The organism is Dactylosporangium aurantiacum (assembly GCF_000716715.1).
Lineage (GTDB): Bacteria > Actinomycetota > Actinomycetes > Mycobacteriales > Micromonosporaceae > Dactylosporangium > Dactylosporangium aurantiacum.
The window spans coordinates 40,210-64,768 of record NZ_JNYJ01000034.1 but is presented as its reverse complement, the minus strand read 5'-3'; the positions used below and the strand labels follow the sequence as shown (position 1 = coordinate 64,768).

Here is a 24,559-nt window from a genome sequence, read left to right as displayed (position 1 = left end):
CCTCAGGAACCGCTCGGCAACGCCGATGCAACCGGGGTGACCGCATCTGGACGGCCGTCGCTGCTGGTGCCGGCACTCTGGCTCGCGGACCGGGTCCGCACCAGCACCCGCCTCGCGCTGCTGTGCGTGGTGCTCCTGCTGCCCGGGCTCGGCGCGACCTGGGCGTACACCGGATCCGTGAACCGGCGGGTCGACTTCACCAGCGCCGAGGTCGACGGCACCGAGGTGCTCCGCCCGGCGCTGGACGCGATGGCCGAGCTGGCCGGCGGCCACACCCCGGACCTGGCGCCGCTGCGGGCCGCCGTCGCCGCCCACCCGGACCTCGGGCTCGGCTCCGCGATGGACGCGGTCACCGCCGCGCAGGGCACGCTGCCCGCCGCCACCGCGATCGCCGAACTCGTCACGGCGGCCGGCGACACGTCCAACCTCATCCTCGACCCGGACCTCGACTCGTTCTACGTCATGGACATCCTCGTCGTGGACCTGCCCGAGGCCATGCTGGCGGCGGCGGGCGCGGCCACGCCGGACAGCGGCGCCCCGGCCGGCGACCGCATGGCCGCCCAGGCGGTCCTCGCCGGCACCCTCGAGAACACGGCCGCCGGGATCCGTGCGGCGGTCACCACCGCCACCCGCAACACCGCCGACAAGGGCCTCGGCGCCCGGCTCGGCACGCTCGGCCCCGCCGCCGACGCCGTCGCGGCGCTCGGCGCCACGCTCAGCGCCACGCTCGGCACACCCGGCCCGGCCGCGTTCGCCGGCGCCCCGGCCGTGTCCGCCGCCGTGGCACCGACCGTCGAGGCCCTGCACCGGCTGCTCGACGCCCGCCTCGCGCAGCTGCGCCGGGACCGGCTGATCAACCTCACCGCCACCACCGCCGGGCTGGTCGTCGCGCTGTGGCTGGCCGCCGCCGTCTGGTGGCGCACCCGGCACGACGTGAACCTCGCCTGCGCCGGCGTCGTCGCCACCGCCGACGGCGACCTCGCCGAGCGGGAGCTGCCCGACGGCCGCGACGAGCTGGGCGACCTCGGCCGGGCGCTGCGCAAGGCCCGGTCCCGCCTCGCCGAGCAGGACTCCGAGCTGCGCCAGGCGCAGCGGGTCCGGGAGGAGCAGCTGCACGCCTCCTTCGAGCAGCAGCGGGAGGCGCAGCGTCAGCTGCGGGAACGCGCCCAGGGCGTGGTGGACGAGTCCGTCGGCGAGATCTCCCGCGAGCTGCGCGACGTGCGCGCCCAGGTCGACGCCGTCCGCGACGCCGCGCGCACCATCGAGGAGCGCGTCACCGAGGCCGACCACGCCACCGCGTCGGTCGTGGCGCGGGCACAGCGCGCCGAGCAGGTCGTCGCCGCCCTCGGCGAGAGCCTCCGCCAGGTCGACGGCACCACCCAGCTCATCGCCGGCATCGCCGCGCAGACCCGGCTGCTCGCCCTCAACGCCACCATCGAGGCCGCCCGGGCGGGCGAGGCCGGCCGCGGCTTCACCGTCGTGGCGAACGAGGTCAAGGACCTCGCCGGCACCACCGCCCAGTCGACCGAGCAGATCGCCTCGACCCTCACCACCCTGGAACGCAGCGCCGCCGACATGACCGCCACCATCGCCGCGATGGTCGCCGGGGTCGGCGGCATCGGCGAGGCCACCGGCGTGCTGCGGCACGTCGCCGTCGACCAGCACGCGGTCGTGGACGTCCTGGACCGGCAGGTCAACGGCACCATGGACCGCATCGAGCAGATGTCGGCGCTGGCGGAGAAGCTGGAGCGCCGCCACGCCGAACGCATCGCCGCGACCGGGCCGGCACGCCTCGCCCTCGCCGGCGGGCGCGACATCGTCCCCGCCGAGCTGCAGGACCTCAGCCACGGCGGGATGCGCTGCCAGGCCGAGGGCACGGTGCCGCTGCGCGCCGGGGACACCCTCGACGTCGAGCTCACCCTCGACAGCGTCGCGGGCCGGGCGCCGCTGCGCCTGCACTGCCAGGTCGTGCACTGCGTCGCGCAGGGCGGGCACACCGAGCTGGGGCTGCAGTTCCTGGCGCCGCCGCCGGACGCCGTGGACCGCATCGACCGGCACATGAACGCGAACGGCTGAATTCGGGGTACACCACGACATGTCGAAATACCTGCGCGTCACAGCCATCCTGACCGTCGCGGTGGCGACGGCGCTGGTGTCCGCACCGGCGCACGCCTCGAACGGTCCGCAGGCCACCCCGCTGCCGGCCACGATCGACCTGCCCGACGGCTTCCAGCCGGAGGGGATCGCGACCGGGCCGGGCCCGTTCGCGTACTTCGGCTCCCGCGCCGACGGCCGCATCTACCGGGCCGACCTCATCACCGGCACCGGCGCCGTGATCAGCCCGGCGGTCGGCACCCCGTCGCTGGGCCTGAAGACCGACCGGCGCGGCCGGCTCTTCGTCGCCGGCGGCACCGCCGGCAACGCCCGTGTCATCGACGTGCGTACCGGCGCCGTGCTGCGCTCCTACCAGTTCGCCACCGCACCCACCTTCGTCAACGACGTCGTGCTCACCGAGCGGGCCGCCTACTTCACCGACTCCAACAAGGCCGTCATCTATGCGGTGCCGATCGGCCGGCACGGCGAGCTGTCCGCGACGTTCCGGACCCTGCCGCTGTCCGGCGACTTCGTGCTCAACCCCGACGGCCTGAACCTCAACGGCATCACCGTCACCCCGGACGGGCGGGCCCTCGTCGCCGTGCAGTCCAGCACCGGGTTCCTGTTCCGGATCGACCCCGCCACCGGCGTGACCGACCGGGTCGGTGACCTGGTGTTCGTCAACGGCGACGGCCTGCTGACCGTCGGGCGCACCCTGTACGTGGTGCAGAACCGCGACAACAGGCTCAACACCGTGCGGCTGTCCAGGGACGGCCGCGACGGCACGCTGCGCGGCACGGTGACCGACCCGCGCTTCGACGTGCCGACCACCGTGGCGAAGTTCGGCGACCGGCTCTACCTGCCCAACGCCCGCTTCACCACGCCGCCGACCCCGACGACGCCGTACACCGCGGTCGCGGTCCGCGGCTAGGACCCGGCCCGGCCCCTGGCCGAGGCCCGGCCGACGAGGCCACGCACCCCAGGCAGGGCGACCGCGCGGATCATGAGGTCGCCCAGCCAGACGTGGAACCTGGTCGGCGGGGCGTACTGCAGCATGCCGCGGCGGGCCTGCGCCTGGCGTCTGACGACGGCCGGGCGCAGGTCCGCCTCCCACCGCGCGAGGGCCGCCGCGGTGTCCGTGCCGTGCTCGCGCAGGGCGGCGCCGAGCCGGTCGGCGCCGGCCAGGGCCAGCCCCGCGCCGTGCCCGGCGAAGACCGTGACGCACCAGGCGGCGTCACCGAGCAGGACGGTGCGGCCGCTGCTCCACCGGGGCATCACCACCTGGCCGACCGCGTCGAAGTACGCGCCGGCGGGGTCGCCGCCGAGCTGTCGCAGCGCGTCGGGGACGCCGCCGCCCAGGTCCCCGAAGGTGGCGGTGAGCGCCTCGACCGGGCCGCGGCGCAGCGCTTCGAGGGGCGTGTCGCACCGGTACGCGAAGAACGCGCACGCCCGTCCCGGCCCCAGGTCGATCAGCGCCGCGGTGCGCCCCGGGCCGATGAACGTCGCGGCGGACGGCTCCGGCGCCGCGTGGGCGACGGGGAACGCGCCGACCACGTAGGGCAGGTCGACCAGGTGCCCGTCGCCGAACGCCGCCGCCCGGGTCGCCGAGCGCACGCCGTCGGCGCCGACGACGAGGTCCGCGGCGACCGTGGTGCCGTCGCTGAGCAGCACCGTGTCCCCGTCCACCGCCCGCACGGTGGTGCCGTGGCGCAGGTCGGTGTGGTCGCGGACCGCGTCGAACAGGACCGACTCGAGGTCGCCGCGGAACACCGACACGGCCCGCCCGCCGAGGGCCGCTGCGGCCACCTCGGCCGGCACCGTCAGCTTGGGCCGCCCGTCGGCGCGCACCAGCACGGTGCGGAACAGGCCGAGGTCCCGCTCGGCGAGGGCGGGCAGCAGGCCGAGGCGGGCCGCGGCGTCGTACCCGGCGCCGAGGAGGTTCACCGCGTAGCCGCCGCGCCGGCGGGCCGGGGCGCGCTCGACCACGACCGTGTCCCACCCGTCGCGGCCGAGCCGCAGGGCGGCGGCGAGCCCCGCCACGCCCGCGCCGACGATCACCGCACGCCGCACCGCGGCCTCCTCCACCAGAATGAACAGATGCTCAAACTAGTATGAGCAGATGTTCATTTCGGTGGCAAGCGGCGGTAGACTGCCGGCATGCCGCGCGGAGTCGCCATCGCCGAGCCCCGGCAGCAGCTGTTCGCCGCCCTGGAGCGGGTGGTCACCGCGCACGGGCCGGCGCGGCTCACCGGGCGGGCCGTGACCCGCGAGGCGGGCGTCGCGACCGGGCTGCTCTACACCCACTTCGCCGACTTCGACGCGTTCCTCACCGGGTATGCGGTCGACCGCGCCTTCCAGCTCGCCGCCGCCGTCGCCGGGCTGCCCGCCCGTGCCGGGACCGGCACGCCCGCCGGCAACCTCGCCGACGCGCTGCTGAGCACACCCCTGCGGTCCCTCGAGGTGTCGACCCGGCTGACCGCCTACCGCCCTGACCTGACCGCCGGGGTGGAGGCCGTCCTCGGCGCCGGCACCGCCGGGCTCGCCGCCCTGGAGGGCGCGGCCGCCGCCTACCTCGCCGCCGAACAGCGGCTCGGCCGGATCCCGGCCGGCACCGACACCGACGCCCTGGCCCTCGCGGCGGTCGGCGTGGTGCACCACGCCGCGCTCACCACCGCGCCCGGGTCGGACCCCGCCGGCCGGGTCCGCCGGGCACTGGCCGCCATCACCGGCTCCTCCGCCGCCACCCCGTCCTGAGCGCCGGCGCCCTCCTCAGCGCGCGGCGACCACGGGCGCCAGGACCTCGCGGAGCGTCGTGGCGGGGCGGCCGATGAGCCGCTCCAGGTCCGTGCCGGTGCTGGCGAACTCGCCCCGCCGCGACGCGTGGAACATGCCGAGCAGCAGGTCGGCCTGGGCGGCCGGCACACCGTGCGCGGTCAGCGACGCGACCCACTCCTCGTCGCCGGCGACGACCCGGCGGACCGGCCGGCCGGTGAGGTCGGTGAGGATCCCGGCCACGTCCTCGAGGTCCAGGGCGACCGGGGCGGTCAACGGCGGCGTCGGGCCGTCGAAGGCGCCGTCCTCGGCGAGGATGACCGCGGCCGCCTCGGCCAGGTCGGCGTGCGCGGTCCACGACACCGGCCCGTCGGCCGGCGCTACGAGGTCACCGGTCTGCAGGGCGCGGCCCAGCAGGTGCTCGACGGTGCCGGCGTAGAACCCGTTGCGCAGCGCGGTGAACGGGGTGCCGGCGCCGGCCAGGTGCCGCTCCGTCGCGGCGTGGTTGGGCATCGGCGCGAACAGCGAGTCCGCCGCGGCACCTTGATGGCTCGCGTACAGGATGCGCCCGGCCCCCGCCCGGTACGCGGCGTCGACGGCCGCGACGTGCTGCGCGAGGGCCGCCTCGCCGGTCTGGTTGGTCGAGACGATGAGCACCTGCGTGGCGCCCTCGAACGCGGCCGCCAGGGACGCCGGGTCGGTGAAGTCACCGCGCCGCACGCGCACGCCGCGGGCCGCGAGGTCCCCGGCCCGCTCGGGGTCGCGGACGCTCACGCCGACCCGGTCGGCCGGGACCCGGGTGAGGAGCCGCTCGACGATGCCGGCGCCGAGCCGGCCGGTGCCTCCGGTAACGATGATCATGGTTCCGTCCTTTTCGTTGCTAACGCCGTTTCCTCGCTGATGCTATCAGCGTTAGCAACGCGGATAGCAAGGCTGCGTTACCATCGGAAACATGACGGACGGCACATCGGTCGGCGACAGCCGGAGCAGGACCCGGGCGAGCATCGTGGACAGCGCCGCGCGGCTGCTGCGCGAGCAGGGTGCCGACGCGGTGACCACGCGCGCGGTCGCGCACGCCGCCGGCATGCAGGCGCCGACCATCTACCGGTTCTTCGAGGACAAGGACGCGCTGCTCGACGCCGTCGCCGAGCACGTGCTCGCCACCTACGTCAGTGGCAAGACCGTCGCCGAGGACGGCGACCCGGTCGCGGACCTGCGCGCCGGGTGGGACGCGCACATCGACTTCGGCCTGGCCAACGCGGCGCTGTTCGGCCTGCTCGTCAACCCCGCCCGCAGCGGCTCACCGGCGGCCGCGGCCGGCCTGGCCGTGCTCAGCGCGCGGGTGCGGCGGGTCGCCGCGATCGGCCGCCTGCGGGTGCCGGAGCGCCGCGCCGTCGAGCTCATCCACGCCGCCGGCACCGGCACCGTGCTCACGCTGCTCGCCACGCCGCCGCGGCAGCGCGACCCCGCCCTGTCCGCCACCATGTACGACACCGTGGCCCGCACCGTCCTCACCGAGGCGCCGGTGCTGCCGTCCGGCGACACCACCGCCGCCGCCGTCGCGCTGCGCGCCGTGGCACCGCGGCTGCCCGGCCTCACCGGCGCCGAGCGCGCGCTGCTGGGCGAGTGGCTGGACCGGGCCGCCGGCACGGCGTGACAGCGACCCGAGGTCCATGTGGCCGATGGGGTCCGTGAGGCCCATGGTGCGGTGATCACCGGCGATCTACACTGCGCCGTGGCCGCCGCCGGGCGGTCGCCTCACGGGGAGGAACCACCAGTGTCGTTCCAGCTCTCACGGCGTGCCGCCATGCGCGGCGCCGCCGCGGCGGCCGTCGCCGCCGCCGCCGCACCCACCATCGCGTTGCCGGGCCGGGAGGCGCGGGCCGCGCTGCCCGGCGCCCTCGGGAAGATCACCTACCGGGTCGGCAGCGACTACTGGATCGCCAACGCCGACGGCACGTCGGCGAAGCTGCTCGCCGCGGACCCGACCGGGGGCGCCGGCTCGGGCAGCTGGGCGCCGGACGGCAGCCGCTTCTTCTTCGGCACCGCCGACGGGCCGGTGTCCGTGCGCGCCGACGGCTCCGGGCGCTTCGAGTTCCCCTGGGGAAGCGGCGAGGTCGGCGAGCCGGTCGTCTCCGCCGACGGCCGGTTCCTGTTCTACACCGCGTACGGCCGGCTGAGCTACACCGCGACCGACGGCAGCTGGCAGACCGGTGACCAGGTGTTCAGCGTGCCCGACGACGGGCTCAAGGACTTCGCCCCGGCCGTGTCGGTCGACGGCACCATCGTGTACGTGCACGGCACGTACGTCGACCACGGCGACATCTACCGCGTCGACACCTCGAAGAAGACCACGAAGATCGTCACCAACGGCTCGGCGCCGGACTTCTCCCCCGACGGCGCGAAGCTCGCGTTCGAGCGGCTCACGCTCGGCGCGCCGAGCACCCGGCACCTGTGGATCTGCGACGCCGGCGGCGGCAACGAGGTCCAGCTCACCACCGAGGCCCTCGTCGGCGGCAGCTTCTGGAACCGGTACCCGGTCTGGTCGCCGGACGGCAGGTATCTGCTGTTCACGTCCCAGCCGGCCAGCACCGGCATGCCCACGCTGACCCGCATCGACGTGGAGACCAAGCAGGTCACGTACCTCACCGAGTTCGTCGCGAAGCCGACCTGGCAGCCGGTCACCGGCAACTTCGTCGAGCGGGTCTGGGGCCAGACCGCGCTCGGCACGGCGATCGCCACGTCCCGCTACAACTGGGCCGACCGCGGCGTCGACGACGGCATCCGCCCGCAGGCGAAGGTGGTCGTGCTGTCCCGCGACGACATGTACCAGGACGCCCTGGGCGGCTCGGCGCTCGCCGTGGCCAAGGAGGGCCCGCTGCTCATCACCGGCAAGGGCAGCCTCGACCCGGCGACCCGCGCGGAGATCGAGCGGGTCCTCGGCGACACCGGCACCGTCTACCTGCTCGGCGGCACCCTCGCCCTGTCGGCGCTGATCGAGCAGCAGGTGACGCAGATGGGGTACACCGTGAAGCGCCTCTGGGGCAACAGCGAGTACGACACCGCGGTCGCCATCGCCGTCGAGATCACGCCGAACCCGGTCGCGGTCATCGTCACGACCGCCCTGAAGTACTACGACGCGCTCGCCGCGGGCGCCGCCGCCGGCGCGAACCCCGGCACCGTCATCGTGCTCACCGCCGGCGACACGATGCCGGGCGCGACCGCCGCGTACCTCAACACCCTCGACCCGGACCCGTACACCGGCACGATGATGATCGGTGTCGGCGGCCCCGGCGCGCGGGCCCTGGTCGGCGGGTACCAGCACGGGCAGATGCCCTCGTGGGGCTCCCTCGAGTACTGGCCGGTGTACGGCGCGACCGAGTTCGAGACCGCGGTCGCCGTCGCCGAGTTCTTCTTCAGCGGCCCCCGCACCGCGGCCGTGGCGACCGCCTCCACCTGGTTCGACGCCCTCACCGGCGGCGCGATGGTCGGCTCCTGCCTCGGGCCGCTGCTGCTGTCCACCCCCGGCACGCTGAGCCCGCAGACCGAGGCGTACTTCAACCGCACCAGCGCCTCCATCAAGTACGCCGTGCTCCTCGGCGGCCCCCTCGCACTGAAGAGCACCCTGGTCACGCCGCTCGGCGCGGCCATCTCGGGGCCAGCGCAGGCCACGTACCGCGAGTACACCGAGACCTACCGGCCGGCCCTCACCGCGGCGAAACGGTCGCTCACCACCGCCGACACCCGCAAGCGCGCGGTCGGCGGCGACGTGCGCGCCGAGCTGCCCGGCGCCCGCACGCAACGGCCGACGCGGGTCTGAGCACCGCCGCCCCTGTCGCCGCAACCTGGCGCGGGTGTCGTCCGTACCCATAGCAGGACCAGCGCGTCGGGGCTACTCGCTGCGGGGCCGACGACGAGAGGGCGACGGGGGGCACGTGCGGGACGCACAGGCATTCGACGAGTTCTACCGCACCACGGCGGGACGGATGCTGCGCTTCGGCTACGCGGTGATTACCGACCGGGCCGAAGCGCAGGACATCGTCCAGGAGGCGTACGCGCGTGCCTGGCGGCGCTGGGCCACGGTCAGTGTCCACCCGTCGCCGGAGTCGTGGATCCGCCTGGTGGTGACCAGGCTCTCCACGGACCGGTGGCGGCGGCACCGCGGCTGGCTCAGCGTCGCGGCCCGCACCGGCCCGCCGGAGCCGGCCGGCCCGCCGAGCGAGGACGCCGTGCTGCTGCGCGCCGCCCTGCGGCAGCTGCCGCCCCGGCACCGCCAGGCGCTGGCGCTGTACTACCTGGCCGACCTGACCGTCGAGCAGATCGCCCAGGAGGTCGGCGCGTCCCCGAACACCGTCAAGTCGTGGCTGTCACGGGGGCGGCACCGGCTCGCCGAGATCCTCAGCGACCTCGACCCGTACCGCAGCGTGGAGGTGCACGATGCCTGAGCTGGGTCACCTGTACGGCGCCCTCGCCGACGACGCCGACCGCGCGCCGCTGAGCGCGCCGCAGGCCTTGCGCCGCCGCGCCGACCGCCGGGCCCGCGCCCGGGTGCTGCTGGCGGGGGCGGTGACCGTCGTGGCCGTCGGGGCGGCCGGGACGGCGTGGGGGCTGCTGCGGTCCCCGTCGGGCGGCGCGCTGCCGGCGGTGTCGGTGCCGGCGTCGCTCTCGGGTTCGGCCGTGTCACCCTCGGGTTCGGCCGCGCCGCCGCCGGGCTCGGCCGCGTCGCCGACCCGGCCGGTCGCCTCGGCCGCGTTCGTGCCGCCGACGTCGATCCCGGCGACTGCGCTGCTCGCGCTGCCGGCGGCGAACCGGTCCGACGTCGCCGACACCGACACCGGCCCGGTCACGCTCGCCGCTCCGTGCGGAGCCGCCGTGCCCGGCCGCGACCAGGTCGTCGTGCAGCGCAACCGGGAGACCCACTTCCACCACGCCGGCGACCCGGGGCGCACGTCGGCGGAGACCATCACCCAGAACATCAGCGTCTTCAAACCCGGCCAGGCCGAGACGTTCATGACCAGGCTGCGCGCCGCCGCCACGTCCTGCGCCAGCGAACCGGTCACCGCCGGCCGCCTGCGCCGCGTCGTGGTCCCCCTCCCCGACCTGGGCGACGAGGCGTTCCGCGTCGAGTCGACCCGCCCCCTGCTGAACCCCGCCACCGACGAACCCGCCGGCGAGGCCACCTCGTTCACCACGTACATCCGCATCGGCCCGGTCGTGACGGTGGTCGACTTCAGCGGCTCGGAGGGGCACACGACCCCGCGCGCCGCCGACGTGCGGATCGTGACGGACGCGGTGATCGGCCCGTTCCGCAAGTGGCTCACCCCGTCATAGCCCAGCGATGGACCCGGCCGTGGCAACCGCCCCGCTGGCCGCCACTCCTTTCCGGCGCCCCGGTGCGGCGGCCTTCCCGACGCCACCGTGCGGCGGCCTTCCCGACGCCACCGTGCGGCTGCCTTTCCGGTGCTGCGATGCGGCGGCTTCCCGACGCCACCGTGCGGCGGCCTTCCCGACGCCACCGTGCGGCGGGCCTCCGGACGCCACGGTGCGGCGGCCTTTCCGGTGCGGCGGTGCGGCGGCTTCCCGACGCCACGGTGCAGTGGCCTTTCCGGTGCCACGGTGCGGTGGCCGCCGCAACACGACCCGGCAGCACGACCGGCCGCACACCCCCGACGCCACCAACCGATGGCAGCCCTGGACGGCGACCGCCCGTCCCGCCCGTCGCGTGCTACGAAGCCCGTCCGCGTTCCACGGACTTCGCGGCCGGATGGCAGCACCGGCCGTGGCGGCGCGGCACACCACGGCGGCCTCGACGCAGCGGCAGCCTTTCCGGTGCCGCGGTGCGGCGGGCTTCCGGACGCCACGGTGCGGTGGCCGCCGCAACACGACCCGGCAGCACGACCGGCCGCACACCCCGACGCCACCAACCGATGGCAGCCCTGGACGGCGACCGCCCGTCCCGCCCGTCGCGTGCTACGAAGCCCGTCCGCGTTCCACGGATTTCGCGGCCGGATGGCAGCACCGGCCGGGGCGGCGCGGCACACCACGACGGCCTCGCCGGCACGGCTCAGGGCAGCCGCCGCCCGCCTCCCCTGGGCAGCACCGGCCGCCGCCGGCGCGGCGCGCCGTGGCCAGGGCGGCGGCCGCCCACCTCAAGAGCGCACGACCGCCTCCGTGCTTCGCGCGACGCTCCCAGAGCCCGCGCCCCGAACGGCTCAGCGCCGCAGCATGGCCTCCGAGACCGTCCACAGGCGCGCCGCCGAGTCCGGGTCGAGGGCATACGCCGCCACCCCGCGGCGGCCGTTGCCCTCCTGTGCCGGCGCCGCCTCGGCGCAGTCCTCGAAGTAGCGCCCGCCGACGCCCTCCAGCTGTGGTGACGTCGCCAGCAGGACCGATGTGGCGGCGCCCTGCTCGGTGGTCTTCCACTGGAAGTCGCTGCCGCCGCCGGCCGCGGCGCGGAGGCGGGCGAGCTCCTCCTCGGTGACGTGGCGCTGCAGGTTGGTGCGGATGCTGCCGGGCATCACCGCGTTGACGAAGATGCCGTCGGCGGACCAGCGGCGGGTCGCCTCGACGGCGAACAGGACGTTGGCGGTCTTGGACTGCCCGTAGGCCGACCACGGCTCATAGGGGCGGCGCTCGAAGTGGATGTCGTCATAGACGACGTCGGAGCGCAGGTGGGCGCTGGAGCTGACGCTGACGACCCGGGCGCCCTCGGCGGCGAGGGCGGCGTGCAGGCCGGTGGTGAGCGCGAAGTGACCGAGGTGGTTGGTGGCGAACTGCAGCTCCCACCCCTCCGGCGTGCGGCTCAGCGGCGCGGCCATGACGCCGGCGTTGTTGACGAGGAGGTGCAGCGGACCGTCCCACGCCGCGGTGAACGCCCGCACCGACGCCTGGTCGGCGAGGTCGAGCGGGGCGACGTGGACCAGCTTGTTGCCGGTCGTGGCGACGATGTCCTCGGCGGTGCGGTCGCCTGCGGCGGTGTCGCGGACGGCCAGGGTGACCTCGGCGCCGGTGCCGGCGAGGGCGCGGGCGGTCTCGACGCCGATGCCGGAGGCGCCGCCGGTCACGACGGCCCGCCGGCCGGTGAGGTCGATGCCCTCGATGACCTGCGCGGCGGTCGACTCGCGGGTGAAGGCGGTGGTGATGGATGCCATGGGATCCCCCTGTACGATCGGAAGTGGAGGAGCCTCCACTACCCGCCCTCCACGATAAGCGGAGCTTCCTCCGTTTGCCAACCTCCCGGGGGTGTGATGTCCCAGCGACCGCTGCGGGCCGACGCGCAGCGCAACCGTGCCCGCCTGCTCGACGTCGCCGTCGTCGCCCTCGCCAACGCCCCCGAGGTGACGCTCGACGCGATCGCCAAGCACGCCGGCGTCGGCATCGGCACGCTCTACCGGCACTTCCCGACCCGGGAGGCGCTCATCGAGGAGGTGTACCGCACGGAGCTCGCGCGGCTGTGCGACGCCGTACCGGAGCTGCTGGCCGTGGAGGCGCCGGACCGTGCGCTGCGCGCCTGGATGGACCGGTTCGTCGACTACGCGGCGACCAAACGCGGCCTGGCCGACGCGTTGAAGATGGTGATCGCCGCGGGTGGCACACCGTTCGCGCACAGCCGGGAGCGGCTCGTCGCCGCGGTCGGTGACCTGCTCGCGGCCGGCGAAGGAGCGCTGCGCGCCGACGTCGACCCGCTGGACCTGCTGACCGCGCTCAACGGCATCTGCCTCGCCACCGGCGAGCCGGCCCAGCGGGAGCAGGCCGGCCGGCTGCTGGACCTGCTCATGGACGGCGTGCGTGCCAGGACGGACGTCACCGCGCGATGACACCGCACACGGACGGCGGGCGCGACCGTACGGAAGGCACCGCGCGATGACACCGCACCTGGACGGCGGGCCCGCCCGTACGGAAGACACCGCGCGGTGACCCCAGACATCGAGCTCGGCCGGTTCGGCCGGATCGTGGCCGGCGAGGACGAGGGCTACTTCCTGCACGTCGCGGCCGTCGAGGGCGGCTTCATCGTCTACTTCGTGGACGACATCGCCGAGCCGTCCGCCGGCGGCGACCACTGGACCCCCGACCTGCCGGCGTTCTTCGCGCTGCAGGGGTGGCGCGTCGAGTGGCTCGACCAGCGCTGCGAGGCCTGCTGCGGCACCGGCACCGGCACCGGCACCGGCACCGGCACCGGCACCGGCACCGGCACCGGCACCGGCTGAGCGTCAGTCGGCCTGCTTGCGCTCCTCGTCCTTCTCCCGCTGGGCGGCCAGCTCCAGCGCGAGCACCGCGGCGAGGATCAGCACGTGGTTCTCGTTGTCGGCGATGCGCACCGCGTAGCTGTCGCGGATGCTCAGCCACCGCTTCGACACCGAGGCGACCTCCCGGCCGTCGCGCTCCACGGTGTACTCATGGTCGAACAGGTCACCGGTCATCGTCAGGTCGTCGTCACCGGGCACGTCGATGGTGAACTTCTCGCGGAACGGCGTGAACAGCTTCTTGCGCACCTCCGCGGCCTTCTCACCGCCGATCTCGATCTGGTACGTGGGCCGCAACGCGACCAGCTGCCGGTGCACCGACGCCACCTCGGCACCGTGCGGGTCTTCGATCACCAGCTTGTCGCGCAGGCTCAGCACCTTGCCGTCGACGTGCAGGACCACCCGGCCCGAGTCGTCGACGATGTCGAAGTCCTCACCGACGTCGAAGAACCGCTCCTTGATGACATACATGCCCCCGATTGTCCCCCGGTCAGGCCGCCCGCGCCCGCCGGGCGAGCGTCAGGCTGGTCCGCAGGTCCAGCACGGTGCCGCCGCCGAGACGGTCGAGGGTCGCGGCGAGGGCGTCCAGCACCGCCCGCTGCCGCGCCGGGGGCCGGGCCCGGAACGGCCCGAAGGTGCGCACCAGCCGCAGGTACTCGGCGGTGGACATGGGCAGCGACCGCGTCAGCTGTACGAACGTGACGTCGCCGAACAGCCCGGCCGCCGTGACGTCGTCACGCGCCCAGCCGTCCGGCCGCGCCGGGGGCTGCTCGCCGCCGTCGTCGAGGGAGCGGAACGCTGCACCGACGGCGGCGTCGTGGTCGGGGTCGGCGTACGCGTACCGGTGCCCGAACACGGCGAGCGTCCCGCCCGGTGCGAGCGCGTCGAACGCCCTGCGGTTGCGGGTCGCGGGGTCCAGCCAGTGCCACGCCATCGCGCACGCGAGCAGCGACACCCCGCCCGGCGGCGGGCTCCACCGCTCGAACGGCACCACCTCCACCCGCACCCCCGGATGCCGGGCGGCGAGGACCGCGGCCATCCGCGGGTCCGGCTCGACACAGGTGACCGGCGCACCCAGCCCGAGCAGCACTGCGGTGCCGTGCCCGGTGCCGGCCCCGATCTCCGCGACCGTCCGCGGTGGACCCTCCACATAGGACCGGATCGCGTCGGTCAGCCGCGGCGGGTACCCGGGCCGCACCTCGTCGTACACGTCGGCGACCTCACCGAACCGCCGGCCGTCCGCGGCGTCGCTCATCCCTCGATCATGCCAGCCGCTCAGCCGGCACCGACCAGCGCGCCGAACGCGTCCGGCGGCAGCGGGTGGTCGAAGCCCGCGGACAGCTCACCGCGCCGCGTACCGGCTGCGTGTCGCGCGGGCGTCGTCGTCCGGGTCGACCAGGTACACCGGCGGGTCGTCGGCGCCGGTGGTCACCGGGTTGGCGCTGACCGCGGCCAGGCGCCGCTCGCCGCCGAGCGCGAACCACTCAGAAGATGCGCAGGCGGCCGAGGGGTTCGACGAGCTCCCGCTCCTCGTACGCCAGATGGGACAGCAGCGTATCGCCGAGCAGGGCGACCGCCTCCCGGACCGCGGCGATGCCGTCGGGCCGCGACACCATGGCGACGAGCGCCGCGTCGACGCGTTCGAGCACGTCGGCGATGATGTGGTGCTCGGCCTCGAGGCGGTCGACGACCGGCACGAGCCGCGGGTCGGCGGCCCGCAGCCGCGGGAACAGGCTGACGTCCTCGATGGTGTGATGCGTGGTGACGACCCTGCAGTAGCTTTCGCAGTACGTACCGAGCGTCCAGTTGTTCTGCCGCATCGTCATCGTGTTGATCATCGAACGGGCGTCGCCGACGTCGACGCCGCCCGTGGCGACCTGCTCGACGAGGTCGCGCAGCTGCTCCAGCTCCTGCCGCAGGTGGTCGTGCACCTCGACGAGGTGCTGGCCGGACGCCCGCTGCGCGGGCGTGAGCGGCGCGTCCGGGTCGGGTGCGGGCCCGGTCGGGCGCTGCGACTCGTCCAGCATCACGGCCCGCGGCGCGGCACCCGCGGACACGGCCACGACCTGCGCCGCCGCGCCGGACGCGGGCGGCCCGCCGCCGCCGTCGCCGGGCGTGGCGGTGCCCTTTGTGGTGCCGCCAGGTGTGGCGGTGCCCTTCGCGGTGTCGCCGGGTGCGGCGGTGCCGGCCCGGGCCGCGGCGACGAGGTCGCGCACCTCCGGCACCACGTCCAGGGCGAACCGCCGCAGGTCGGCGTCCCCGCCGTTGCCGACCATCAGGATGAACGTGCTCATCCCCTGCTCGAGCGCGAGGTCCGCCAGCTGCGACGCCCACAGCTTCGGCGGTCCCGACAGCGGCGCCTGGCCGGGCACCACGTTGTACAGCCGCCGGATGTCCCGCGGGTCGCGTCCCGCCCCGGCTGCGGCGTCGTCGATACGCCGGTTCGCCGCGTCGAGTTGCGGCGGCGGTACGTACGGTGCGCTCGGCAACCACCCGTCGGCGACCCGCCCGACGAGCCCGAGCATGCGGGGCTTGACCCCGCCGATCCAGATGCCGATGGGGTGCGCGGCCGGCGGCCCGGGGTGGGCACCCCGCAGCCGGTAGTGGGTGCCGTCGACCCGGGCGCTGCGCTCGTCGCTCCACAGCGCCCGGATGACCCGGACCCCCTCCTCCAGGGCCTCGATGGACGCGCCGGGGGTGCGGGTCTCGCCACCCATGCCGGCGATCGCGTCCCAGAACGCCCCCGCGCCGAGCCCCAGCTCGACCCGCCCACCCGTGAGCACGTCGAGACTGGCCGCGGCCCGGGCGAGCACGGCGGGCGGGCGCAGCGGTAGGTTGGCCACGTTCGGGAACACCGTCAGCCGGGTCGTCCGCGCCGCGATCACGGACAGCAGCGTCCACGCGTCGAGGAACCGCGCCTGGTACGGATGGTCCTGCACGCTGGTCAGCTCCAGCCCGAGCTCCTCGGTGAGCAGCGCCAGCCGCACCGTCTCACCAGCGGTCGCCGCCTCCACCGGCAGAAACGTCCCGAAGCGCAGCTCATGTCCGTAGTCGGTCATGCAGATATTCTGCCACACAGACGATCAAACCCCACCGGCACGGCCCGCCGCCGCCCGCCTGGTGTGACACACACCGCAACGGCCGCGCCGAAGCCCGCAGGCACGAACCAGCGGCAACCTCGCCAGGCGCCCGACGAAGCCCGCAGGACGCCACCCGGCCTGGCGGGCGGACGGCGCTTGAAGGACGAGCGGCGGCCTCATCCCGCTACGGGCCGGCGGCGTCGCTGCCGCCGACGGCGACCGCGGTCCACGCCACCTCGACCGCCTCGCACTCAACGGAGCAGTCGCCGCCCAGGCCGACCGCAGACGCACGGCCGAAACCCCGGACCAGATCCACCGCGGCGCCGAACACACCACCTGCCATCACTGCGGTCCAGGACCGATCGGGCGACACAACGACAGGGCCCGGCCACCAGGTGACCGGGCCCGCACATCCTCCGCGCCGGCCGGCACACACCATCCGGCGCAACCCCATCAAGCGGCCCGACGCGGCCCGCAGGAAGGCCGCGCCCGACGCGGCCCGCAGGAAGGCCGCACTTGACGCGGCCCGCAGGACGCCGCCCGGCCTCGCGGACGGGCGGCGCCCCGCGGCCTGCCCGCTACGGGCAGGCGGCGTCGTTGCCCGCCACGTTGACCGCGGTCCACGCCGCCTTGACCGCCTTGTACTCGGTGGAGCAGCTGCCGTACAGGTCGGCGGCCGCGCGCAGCGAGTACGCGCGGGCCGTGTTGCCCGGGTTGGCGGTGTTGACGTAGGAGGTGTTGGACGTGAAATACACGTTCACGGCGCGGAACCAGATCAGCTCGGCCTTGGACCGGCCGATGCCGACGACCGCGGGCGCCGAGCCGCAGACCGGCGACGTGCCGTAGGCGGTGCTGCCGGTGCCGTTGGCGAGGTTGAAGAAGAAGTGGTTCGCCACGCCGGAGGAGTAGTGCACGTCGACGTTCTTCGTGCTGCTCGACCAGCAGCTGTGCGACGAGCCGTCCAGCGACGGGTTGTACATGTACCGCAGCGGCGTCCCGTTGCCCCGGATGTTGATCTTCTCGCCGATCTGGTAGTCGCCCGGGTCGGCGGAGGTGTTGGCGTAGAACTCAACCATCGAGCCGAAGATGTCGCTGGTGGCCTCGTTGAGACCGCCGGACTCGCCGGAGTAGGTGAGGCCGCCGGAGACGACGTTCTCGGTGACGCCGTGGCTCATCTCGTGACCCGCCACGTCGAGGGAGACCAGGGGCCGCGCGTTGCTGGAGCCGTCGCCGTAGGTCATACGGCTGCCGTCCCAGAACGCGTTGACATACGCGTTGCCGTAGTGCACCCGCGACGGCACGCCCGAGCCGTTGCCGAAGATGCCGTTGCGGCCGTGCACGTTCTTGAAGTAGTCGAACGTCTTCGCCGCGCCGAAGTAGGCGTCCGCGCCGGCGGACTGGCGGTTGCTGTTGGCGTTGGTGCCCCACACGTTGTCGGCGTCGGTGAACACGGTGCAGGTGCCGGCCGTGCGGTTGTTCATGTCGCAGGCGGTGTTGTTGCCGTGCGAGGGGTCGCTCATGCGGTAGGTGCCGCTGCTGAGCGTCGTGTCGACCGTGACGTTGCCGGAGTAGATGGTCTTGCCGGTGCCGGCCACCGTCTCGATCTCGTCCCAGGAGCCGAGGACGGCGTTGCTGGTCGCGTCGGTGACGACGTGCAGCACGGACGGGGTCTGCCCGTCGGGCGCCCAGCCCTCGACCACGCTCTCCCAGGCGAGGCGGCCGGTGCCGCTGGAGGCGTCGACCATGAGCTGCGGTGTGCGCGTGGCGGTCACCTTGCCGGCGAACGCCGCCTTCGCGGTGCGCTGCGCGGCGACGGCCGTCACCGACGGGGTGACGCTGAGCCGCAGCGGCGCGTCGAGGCTGTTGGAGGTGCCGGCGTAACCACCCTCGGCGTCGGTGTGCACGACGACGTCGCCACCGTAGACGCGCAGGCCGTGATAGGTGCGGGTGTAGCGCACGTGGGCCGCGCCGGAGGTGTCGACCTCGGTGCGGTAGACCTGGAACGCGTCACCGCCGGCGACCTTCGCGTCGGCGGCGTGCACCCGCAGCGCCCGGTCGGCGGCGCTGACGGCGCCGCCCGACACCTCGAAGCTCGGTGCCGCGAACGCCGGGGTCGCCGCCGCGGGCGTGACGAGCACGGCGCCGATCAGCGCCGCGATGCTTCTTCTCACTGGCCCTCCCTGGATGGGTCGATCCGTGACGGGTGACGTCACGCATCGACGTATATCAGGGTATGAATGTCTCGTGAACCCCTTGTTACAAGGTCATGCGGAACGAGCGGCCGATGAGCTCCCGCAGCACGGCGTCGTCGGCGTCGCCCACCCGCTTGAGATACAGGCAGCTCTTGCCCGTGGTGTGCGGCCCGAGCCGGTCCAGCAGGTCCTGATACAGCTCCAGGCCGCCGCTGAGATACAGCACCGTCTGCGCCTTGCGCGGCGAGAAGCCGACCGCCGGCGTGTCGCCCTCCCGGCCCGACTCGTAGCGGTAGTGCCGGGACCCGAAGCCGACGATGGCGCGGCCCCACATGACGGCGGGCTGCCCGGTGACGGCACCCATGAGCGCGACGAGATGCCGGGCGTCGGCGCGGCGCCCCTCGTCGGCGACCCCGTCGACGAACGCGCCGACGTCACCGTCGCCGGCGATGGTCAGGTTCGTGTCAGCCATGCCGCACACGCTACGGCGGGGGTACGACACTTCCGCCGTCGTTGAGCCGGGCGGCCCGCGTCGTCAGGTACCGGCGCTCCGGCGTGCTCGCGGTGTGCGCGGCCGCGGCCCGGTAGTGCCGCACGGCCGCGTCCGCGTCCCCGGCGAGCTCGTACAGGTGCGCGCGGACGGCGTCGAGGCGGTGCCCGGCGTCGAGGCGCCCGCCCAGGGCCGCCAGCCGGCGCAGCCCGTCCGCCGGGCCGTGCACCATCGCCGCGGCCACCGCCGCGTTCAGCGCGACGACGGGACTGGCGGTCATGCGCTCGAGCAGCCCGTACAGCGCGAGGATCTGCGGCCAGTCGGTGTCGGGCGCGCCCGCGGCGCGGTCGTGCAGCGCGGCGATCGCGGCCTGCAGCTGGAACGGCCCGACCGCGCCCGACGTGAACGCCGCGTCCAGGATCGCGGTGCCCTCGGCGATCAACGGCCGCAGCCACCGGCCGCGGTCCTGCTCGGCGAGCGGCACCAGGTCCCCGGCGGCGTCGACGCGGGCGGGCCGCCGGGCGTCGGTCAGCAGCATCAGCGCGAGCAGCCCGGCGACCTCGCCGTCGCCGGGCAGCAGCGCGTGCAGCATCCGGGCCAGCCGGATCGCCTCGCCGGACAGGTCGGCGCGCACGAGCGGGCCGGTGCCGCTGGCGTACCCCTCGTTGAAGATCAGGTACAGCACGTGCAGCACGCAGCGCAGCCGCCCGGGCCACGCCGCGCGGTCCGGCATCCGCAGCGGCGCGTCCAGGGCCCGCAGGCGCTGCTTCGCGCGGCTGATCCGCTGGCCCATCGTCGCCTCCGGCACCAGGAACGCCCGGGCGATCTCACCGGTGGTGAGGCCGCCGACCGCGCGCAACGTCAGCGCGATCGCCGACGCGTCGCTCAGCGACGGATGGCAGCACAGGAAGAGCACGACGAGGGTGTCGTCGTGGTCGTACACGACCGGCGGCGGCTCAACGGCGAGCACCTCACGGCGCCGCCTGGCCCGGTCGGCGCGCAGCTGGTCGAGCAGCTTGCGCGACCCGGTCTGGATCAGCCACCCCCGCGGGTTGTCCGGCACGGTCCGCCAGTGCGTGGCGGCGGCCAGCAGCGCCTCCTGGGTGGCGTCCTCGGCGGCGTCGAAGTCGCCGAACCGCCGGGCGAGCACGCCGAGGACCTGCGGCGCCAGCTCGCGCAGCAGGTCCTCGACGGCGCCGGACAACGGTTCAGACCTCGGAGGTCAGCAGCTCGAAGTCGGCCGCGTCCATCACCCTGCGCACGCCGATCGGCTGCTGCAGCGGTACCCCACCAGGGCCGGGCACCTGCGAGATCCTGGCCGCGATCTCGATCGCCCGCGCCTCGGACTCGACGTCGACCAGCTGGAACCCGGCGAGCATCTCCTTGGACTCGGCGAACGGCCCGTCGGTCACCACCGGCGGGTTGACCCCGTCGGACGTGACCTCCTTGCCGCGCTCCGGCCCGGTGAGCGCGTGCTGGTCCACCAGCTCGCCGCTGTCGAGCAGCTCGTGCCGCAGCGCCGTGTAGTAGTCCATGTGCGCCGCGATGTCCTGTGGCGCCCACTGCTCCATCGGGGTCTCCACCACGCCGGGTCGGTAGTCCACGATCAGCAGGTACTTGGCCATGTCGGGCTCCTCACGTCAGGCCGCGCGCCGTCCGGCGCGGTCATCATGGGAACGGAGCCGACGAGGCGTTCTCGACATGCTTCCACAGCGGATGACGTACGTCTGACCGAGGCCGAAGCCGGATTCGAACCGGCGTCCACCGCTTTGCAGGCGGCCCCCTTGCCTCTCGGGCATTCGACCGTGTCTCGTGCGTGCCCCCGGCTGGACTCGAACCAGCGACCTTCAGGATCGGAACCTGGTGCTCTGCTCCACTGAGCTACGAAGGCGTCGCGTGCGTGCGGGTGAAGGGATTCGAACCCCCTGAGCGCGCTGCACCTGGGTTACAGCCAGGCCCGACTCTCCCACGTCGGCGCACCCGCATGATCTGGTGTTGCTCCGGCGCCCGGATTCGAACCGGGACCTGGACGGTGAACAGCCGTGTGCCCTGCCGTTGGGCGACGCCGGATCGACGCTGCAGCGCGGACGGGCCTCGAACCCGCACAGTGTCCCGGGTGAAAGCCGGGCGACTCTCCCAATTCGTCCACCGCGCCATGCCGTTGCCGTGCCAGAAGAAGTCGCGGGGGTGGGATTCGAACCCACGATGCTCCGGCGTATGAGACCGGCGAGGACGACCGAGCTCCTCCACCCCGCAGTGCAACGTGCGTGTCCTCGGCTGGACTCGAACCAGCGACCTTCAGGTCCGCAACCTGGCGCTCTCTCCACTGAGCTACGAAGACGTGTGGTGCTGTGCGTGCCCTCGACGCGATTCGAACGCGCAACTACGACGACCTCAACGCCGTGCCTCTACCTTTGGACCACGAGGGCGTGGCGCCCCGGACCGGGGCGTGCGCTGCAGGCGGAGGATTCGAACCCCCAGACCCCGGTCCAGAGCCGGGTGTGTTGCCGGGTTACACCAGCCTGCAAGGCGCCGGGCGGGGTGATGGCCCGCCCGGCCTGAGGAACTGAGCGGCAACCGGGATTCGAACCCGGGACCTTCGCCATGGCAAGGCGACGCTCTGACCTGACTGAGCTACAACCGCGTGGACGTGCTTCGTGCGGGCGCCTGCGCCGGCGCCGGGGTGGACCGGGGTGCCGACAGTCCCCCCGGCTCTGTCGGCACCCCCTCCAGGGGAGCGGTAGCGGGGACTCGAACCCCGTCAACGGTCTGCTTGGAAGGCAGGTGTCCTACCTGTTGGACGACTACCGCACGCAGATAACCGAGCCCCGCCAACGTCTTGCGGCGATGGCAGTTGGCACATCGAACGACACACTTCGCGATCTCGGCGGCGATGCGTGACCAGTCAGCCAGGTGCACCAACGCCGTCACGTTCTCGGTCTTGTGACCTCGGACATGGTCGAACTCCAGCACCAGCGGATCTGCCTCACCGCAGTCGACGCATGGATGATCCGACAGGTACGCAACGATCCTCATCATGTTTCGAATCTTGACGTCGCGCTTCCTGGCGGCGACCTCCCACAGAAGGCGCTGCTTGTTTCGCTCGTAGTGGTCACGGCGAAGCTCGGCCTGACACGGCCGGCACCGAGACTGCCTGCGCCCCGTGCTCCGGCGGCGGATCGCGAACTCCCCCGTCGGAAGCTCCGATCCACATCCCACGCAGCGCTTCATCGCAGCGGATGGATCCCACGAGACGACTGGCGCCGGCAATGCCAGGTTGTGCCGTGCGTATGCCTCGGCGAGTCGGGCGTACATGCTCCGCCCTGGCGTGAGACCCAGCAAGAGCAACGCCTGCCGGCGGCTCCCAGCCTGCGCGACGGCCGCCGCGACCCGCTCCCGATCATCGAACACGTCCGACTTTGCCCCCATCGTACAGGTGTACGACGAGTCGTCGCCCGTCCGGGGGTTGAACCCGGTCTTCCGGATTGAGAGTCCAGTGGTCTACCTTCCTCAGCCTCACGGGCGCTTTGTATTGCACCGTCATATAGACGTACGTCATCCACTGTGGAGTTTTCAAAGAACAGCATTCATCGCGGGAAATGGGCAAAGAAAAACCGCCCGGTTCCCGGTTCGGGAAGGGCGGTGGGGTGCCGTGCCAGCGGGATGCTAGCCGCTCCACCTGCCCTGGTGCTCCAGAAGTCGCTCCTGGCGACATCCGCGATAACCTCGGAGACCGCCCTCGAGCACGGCTTCCCCGCCGCCGAGCGGCGCCTGCCGCTGCGGTGCGTTCGAGGGGAGCCGCTTCATGGCCTGTCTCCTGTCACTTCGTGTTTCATCCGGTGTTGATGAATACGATAAGCCGCCGCCGCGACGACGACAACCCTATTAATCGAAGAATTCCGCGGCGCGATTGCGCTCAGTGGACCGGCGCGTTCCAGGTGCGGATCGACGGCTGGTCGTGCTCGTGGCCGAGGACCGACAGGGTGGCGGTGTCGAGGCTGAGCCGCGCACCGAAGGTGACCGGCTCGCCGAGCCAGCGGGAGGCGAGGGCGCGGGAGGCGTGGCCGTGGCTGACGACGGCGACGTCGCCGAGCACGAGCATCGGGGCGAGGCGGGCCAGGAACCGGTCGAGGCGGTCGGTGACGTGCTGCGGGGACTCGCCGCCCGGGCACCCGTCGCTCCACAGGTCCCAGCCGGGTCGCTCGGCGCGGATCTCGGCGGTGGTGCGGCCCTCGTACTCGCCGTAGTCCCACTCGACGACGTCGGCGTCGACGGCGGTGACGGTGAGGCCGGCCAGCTCGGCGGTGCGCAGGGCGCGCCGGCGGGGGCTGCTGACGACGGCCACGAACGCCGCCGTGACGAACGCGCGGCTCAGCGAGCGGGCGCGGTCCTCACCTTCCGGGGTGAGGTCGAGATCGGTCACCGACGTGTGCCGCCCGCCGGCGCTCCACTCGGTCTGCCCGTGCCGCACCACCACGATGTCGCCCATCCGCATCATTCTGCCCTGCTTCGCTACAGTGCGTCCCGTGGACGAGGTTCTGGTGCTCTGGGATGTTGACCATACACTCGTCGACGTCGATGGGCTGGGTCGCGAGGCGTACGAGCTGGCGTTCCTGCGCCGGTTCGGCCGGCCGGTCGCGCACCGGCCGCCGATGGCGGGGCGCACGGACCGGGCGATCGCGCACGACGTGCTGCGGCTCAACGGCGCGCCGGCCGGCGAGGAGGACCTGGAGGCGCTGCGGGTCGCGGCGGAGACGGCGTTCGAGGAGCTGGCGCACCTGCTGCCGGTGCGCGGGCGGGCGCTGCCGGGCGCCCTGGACGCGTTGCGCACCATGGCCGGGGTGCAGTCGGTGCTGACCGGCAACCTGCGGCGGATCGCCGAGGTGAAGCTCGGCCCGTTCGGCCTGATCGACCACCTGGACCTGGACGCGGGCGCGTACGGCTGGAGCCACGCCGTGCGCGCGAACCTCGTCGGCATCGCCCGGTCGGCGGCGCGGCGACGGTACGAGCGCGACTTCGACGGCAGGCGCACGGTGCTGGTGGGTGACACCCCGCTGGACGTGGAGGCGGCGCTGCTCACCGGTGCCGGGGTGGTGGCGGTGGCGACGGGCCGCTACGGCGCGGACGAGCTGCGCGCCGCCGGTGCGCACGCGGTGCTGCACGATCTGTCGGACACCGCGGGCGTCGGCGCGGCGATCGCCCGCGCCCGCGGCCGGGGTTAGATCTTCGGCGGACGGTGCTCGTACGGCGTCGACAGCACCACGGTCGTGCGCGTGGTGACGTTGGCCGCGGACCGGATCTCCTGCAGCAGCCGCTCCAGCGCGAGCGGGCTCTCGACCCGCACCATCAGCAGGTAGAAGTCCTCGCCCGCGACGGAGTAGCACGACTCGATCTGCGGCAGCTTCGCCAGCCGGTCGGGCGCGTCGTCGGGCTGCGACGGGTCGAGCGGGCGGATCGCCACGAACGCCGTCAGCGGCAGGCCGATCGCGTCGTGGTCGAGCCGCGCGGCGTAGCCGTTGATGACGCCGCGCTGCTCGAGGCGGCGCACCCGCTGGTGCACCGCCGACACCGACAGCCCGACCCGCTCGGCGAGGTCGGTGTAGGACAGGCGGCCGTCCACGGCCAGTGCCGCGACGATCGCGCGATCGGTCTCTTCCACGGCACGAACCCTAACCTGTGGGGTGATCG

23 protein-coding genes and 12 tRNA genes are annotated in these 24,559 nt (G+C 73.8%); 10 read left to right on the top strand and 25 right to left on the bottom strand.

Features of this window, described 5'->3' with window-relative positions; all coding sequences use genetic code 11:
* Positions 1-36 precede the first annotated feature (36 nt).
* A complete protein-coding gene (locus OP18_RS53375; RefSeq protein ID WP_156089954.1) occupies positions 37-2,076 on the top strand; it encodes a methyl-accepting chemotaxis protein in 2,040 nt (679 codons plus the stop codon).
* 19 nt (positions 2,077-2,095) lie between these two features.
* Positions 2,096-3,025, top strand: a complete 930-nt coding sequence (locus OP18_RS32515; protein WP_033362934.1) for an SMP-30/gluconolactonase/LRE family protein — start codon at positions 2,096-2,098, stop codon at positions 3,023-3,025.
* Here the strand turns inward: OP18_RS32515 and OP18_RS32510 are convergent.
* Complete coding sequence (locus tag OP18_RS32510) at positions 3,022-4,164, bottom strand: FAD-dependent monooxygenase (protein ID WP_052387668.1); 1,143 nt, start codon at positions 4,162-4,164, stop codon at positions 3,022-3,024. The genes OP18_RS32515 and OP18_RS32510 overlap by 4 nt on opposite strands.
* 87 nt (positions 4,165-4,251) lie before the next feature.
* On the opposite strand from OP18_RS32510, the gene OP18_RS32505 reads away from it, so the two are divergent.
* Complete coding sequence (locus tag OP18_RS32505; RefSeq protein ID WP_033362932.1) at positions 4,252-4,848, top strand: TetR/AcrR family transcriptional regulator; 597 nt, start codon at positions 4,252-4,254, stop codon at positions 4,846-4,848.
* A gap of 15 nt (positions 4,849-4,863) precedes the next feature.
* On the opposite strand, the gene OP18_RS32500 is transcribed toward OP18_RS32505, so the two are convergent.
* Complete coding sequence (locus tag OP18_RS32500) at positions 4,864-5,727, bottom strand: NmrA family NAD(P)-binding protein (RefSeq protein WP_033362931.1); 864 nt, start codon at positions 5,725-5,727, stop codon at positions 4,864-4,866.
* A gap of 91 nt (positions 5,728-5,818) precedes the next feature.
* Here OP18_RS32500 and OP18_RS32495 point away from each other — a divergent pair, with 91 nt between their 5' ends.
* The 4 genes from OP18_RS32495 (at position 5,819) to OP18_RS32480 (ending at position 10,197) form a co-directional block, all read left to right on the top strand.
* Positions 5,819-6,523: a TetR/AcrR family transcriptional regulator gene (locus tag OP18_RS32495; RefSeq protein ID WP_033362930.1), complete on the top strand. Its 705-nt coding sequence runs from the start codon at positions 5,819-5,821 to the stop codon at positions 6,521-6,523.
* Between the two features lie 120 nt (positions 6,524-6,643).
* Positions 6,644-8,686: a cell wall-binding repeat-containing protein gene (locus OP18_RS32490; protein ID WP_033362929.1), complete on the top strand. Its 2,043-nt coding sequence runs from the start codon at positions 6,644-6,646 to the stop codon at positions 8,684-8,686.
* A gap of 115 nt (positions 8,687-8,801) precedes the next feature.
* Entirely contained in the window at positions 8,802-9,311 is a 510-nt protein-coding gene (locus OP18_RS32485) for an RNA polymerase sigma factor (protein WP_033362928.1), read from the top strand.
* Positions 9,304-10,197, top strand: a complete 894-nt coding sequence (locus OP18_RS32480) for a hypothetical protein (protein ID WP_033362927.1) — start codon at positions 9,304-9,306, stop codon at positions 10,195-10,197. The genes OP18_RS32485 and OP18_RS32480 overlap by 8 nt, the downstream gene beginning before the upstream one ends.
* A gap of 881 nt (positions 10,198-11,078) precedes the next feature.
* Here OP18_RS32480 and OP18_RS32475 read toward each other — a convergent pair.
* Positions 11,079-12,017: an SDR family NAD(P)-dependent oxidoreductase gene (locus OP18_RS32475; RefSeq protein WP_033362926.1), complete on the bottom strand. Its 939-nt coding sequence runs from the start codon at positions 12,015-12,017 to the stop codon at positions 11,079-11,081.
* A gap of 96 nt (positions 12,018-12,113) precedes the next feature.
* Here OP18_RS32475 and OP18_RS32470 point away from each other — a divergent pair, with 96 nt between their 5' ends.
* Together OP18_RS32470 and OP18_RS59900 are read left to right on the top strand one after the other, a co-directional pair.
* Positions 12,114-12,683 (top strand): TetR/AcrR family transcriptional regulator, encoded by a 570-nt coding sequence (locus OP18_RS32470; RefSeq protein WP_033362925.1) that lies wholly within the window; start codon positions 12,114-12,116, stop codon positions 12,681-12,683.
* A gap of 96 nt (positions 12,684-12,779) precedes the next feature.
* Positions 12,780-13,073, top strand: coding sequence for a hypothetical protein (locus tag OP18_RS59900; protein WP_033362924.1), 294 nt, complete (start codon positions 12,780-12,782; stop codon positions 13,071-13,073).
* Between the two features lie 3 nt (positions 13,074-13,076).
* On the opposite strand, the gene OP18_RS32460 is transcribed toward OP18_RS59900, so the two are convergent.
* The 21 genes from OP18_RS32460 to OP18_RS32365 form a co-directional block, all read right to left on the bottom strand.
* The gene (locus tag OP18_RS32460) at positions 13,077-13,580 is read right to left on the bottom strand and encodes an LURP-one-related/scramblase family protein (RefSeq protein WP_033362923.1); all 504 of its coding nucleotides are present in this window, start codon (positions 13,578-13,580) and stop codon (positions 13,077-13,079) included.
* 19 nt (positions 13,581-13,599) lie between these two features.
* Complete coding sequence (locus OP18_RS32455; RefSeq protein ID WP_033362922.1) at positions 13,600-14,364, bottom strand: class I SAM-dependent methyltransferase; 765 nt, start codon at positions 14,362-14,364, stop codon at positions 13,600-13,602.
* 229 nt (positions 14,365-14,593) lie between these two features.
* Positions 14,594-16,168, bottom strand: a complete 1,575-nt coding sequence (locus tag OP18_RS32450) for an LLM class flavin-dependent oxidoreductase (protein ID WP_052387658.1) — start codon at positions 16,166-16,168, stop codon at positions 14,594-14,596.
* A 205-nt stretch (positions 16,169-16,373) separates the two neighbouring features.
* Positions 16,374-16,532 (bottom strand): hypothetical protein, encoded by a 159-nt coding sequence (locus OP18_RS57810; protein ID WP_156089953.1) that lies wholly within the window; start codon positions 16,530-16,532, stop codon positions 16,374-16,376.
* Between the two features lie 235 nt (positions 16,533-16,767).
* Positions 16,768-18,360, bottom strand: a complete 1,593-nt coding sequence (locus OP18_RS32445; RefSeq protein ID WP_081971300.1) for a M4 family metallopeptidase — start codon at positions 18,358-18,360, stop codon at positions 16,768-16,770.
* Between the two features lie 85 nt (positions 18,361-18,445).
* On the bottom strand, positions 18,446-18,853 hold the full coding sequence (locus tag OP18_RS32440) for a DUF1801 domain-containing protein (RefSeq protein WP_033362958.1): 408 nt from the start codon (positions 18,851-18,853) through the stop codon (positions 18,446-18,448).
* Positions 18,854-18,863: 10 nt separating this feature from the next.
* Positions 18,864-20,075, bottom strand: coding sequence for an RNA polymerase sigma factor (locus OP18_RS32435; RefSeq protein ID WP_033362921.1), 1,212 nt, complete (start codon positions 20,073-20,075; stop codon positions 18,864-18,866).
* Between the two features lie 4 nt (positions 20,076-20,079).
* Positions 20,080-20,496, bottom strand: coding sequence for a YciI family protein (locus OP18_RS32430; RefSeq protein ID WP_033362920.1), 417 nt, complete (start codon positions 20,494-20,496; stop codon positions 20,080-20,082).
* A gap of 109 nt (positions 20,497-20,605) precedes the next feature.
* A tRNA-Cys gene (locus OP18_RS32425) sits at positions 20,606-20,676 on the bottom strand.
* A gap of 12 nt (positions 20,677-20,688) precedes the next feature.
* Positions 20,689-20,762, bottom strand: a tRNA-Arg gene (locus OP18_RS32420).
* 10 nt (positions 20,763-20,772) lie between these two features.
* A tRNA-Tyr gene (locus tag OP18_RS57805) sits at positions 20,773-20,855 on the bottom strand.
* A gap of 14 nt (positions 20,856-20,869) precedes the next feature.
* Positions 20,870-20,941 (bottom strand) — tRNA-Asn (locus OP18_RS32415).
* A gap of 9 nt (positions 20,942-20,950) precedes the next feature.
* Positions 20,951-21,026, bottom strand: a tRNA-Glu gene (locus OP18_RS32410).
* Positions 21,027-21,050: 24 nt separating this feature from the next.
* Positions 21,051-21,127, bottom strand: a tRNA-Met gene (locus OP18_RS32405).
* A 12-nt stretch (positions 21,128-21,139) separates the two neighbouring features.
* Positions 21,140-21,212 (bottom strand) — tRNA-Arg (locus OP18_RS32400).
* Between the two features lie 15 nt (positions 21,213-21,227).
* Positions 21,228-21,300: transfer RNA gene (locus OP18_RS32395), tRNA-Leu, on the bottom strand.
* A gap of 25 nt (positions 21,301-21,325) precedes the next feature.
* Positions 21,326-21,398: transfer RNA gene (locus OP18_RS32390), tRNA-Gln, on the bottom strand.
* A gap of 42 nt (positions 21,399-21,440) precedes the next feature.
* Positions 21,441-21,515, bottom strand: a tRNA-Gly gene (locus OP18_RS32385).
* Positions 21,516-21,607: 92 nt separating this feature from the next.
* Positions 21,608-21,682 (bottom strand) — tRNA-Gly (locus OP18_RS32380).
* Positions 21,683-22,322: 640 nt separating this feature from the next.
* A tRNA-Glu gene (locus OP18_RS32370) sits at positions 22,323-22,396 on the bottom strand.
* A gap of 391 nt (positions 22,397-22,787) precedes the next feature.
* The gene (locus tag OP18_RS32365) at positions 22,788-23,360 is read right to left on the bottom strand and encodes a histidine phosphatase family protein (protein ID WP_033362919.1); all 573 of its coding nucleotides are present in this window, start codon (positions 23,358-23,360) and stop codon (positions 22,788-22,790) included.
* A 37-nt stretch (positions 23,361-23,397) separates the two neighbouring features.
* Here OP18_RS32365 and OP18_RS32360 point away from each other — a divergent pair, with 37 nt between their 5' ends.
* Complete coding sequence (locus tag OP18_RS32360) at positions 23,398-24,093, top strand: HAD family hydrolase (RefSeq protein WP_033362956.1); 696 nt, start codon at positions 23,398-23,400, stop codon at positions 24,091-24,093.
* Here OP18_RS32360 and OP18_RS32355 read toward each other — a convergent pair.
* Positions 24,090-24,530 (bottom strand): Lrp/AsnC family transcriptional regulator, encoded by a 441-nt coding sequence (locus tag OP18_RS32355; protein WP_033362918.1) that lies wholly within the window; start codon positions 24,528-24,530, stop codon positions 24,090-24,092. The genes OP18_RS32360 and OP18_RS32355 overlap by 4 nt on opposite strands.
* Positions 24,531-24,559 lie beyond the last annotated feature (29 nt).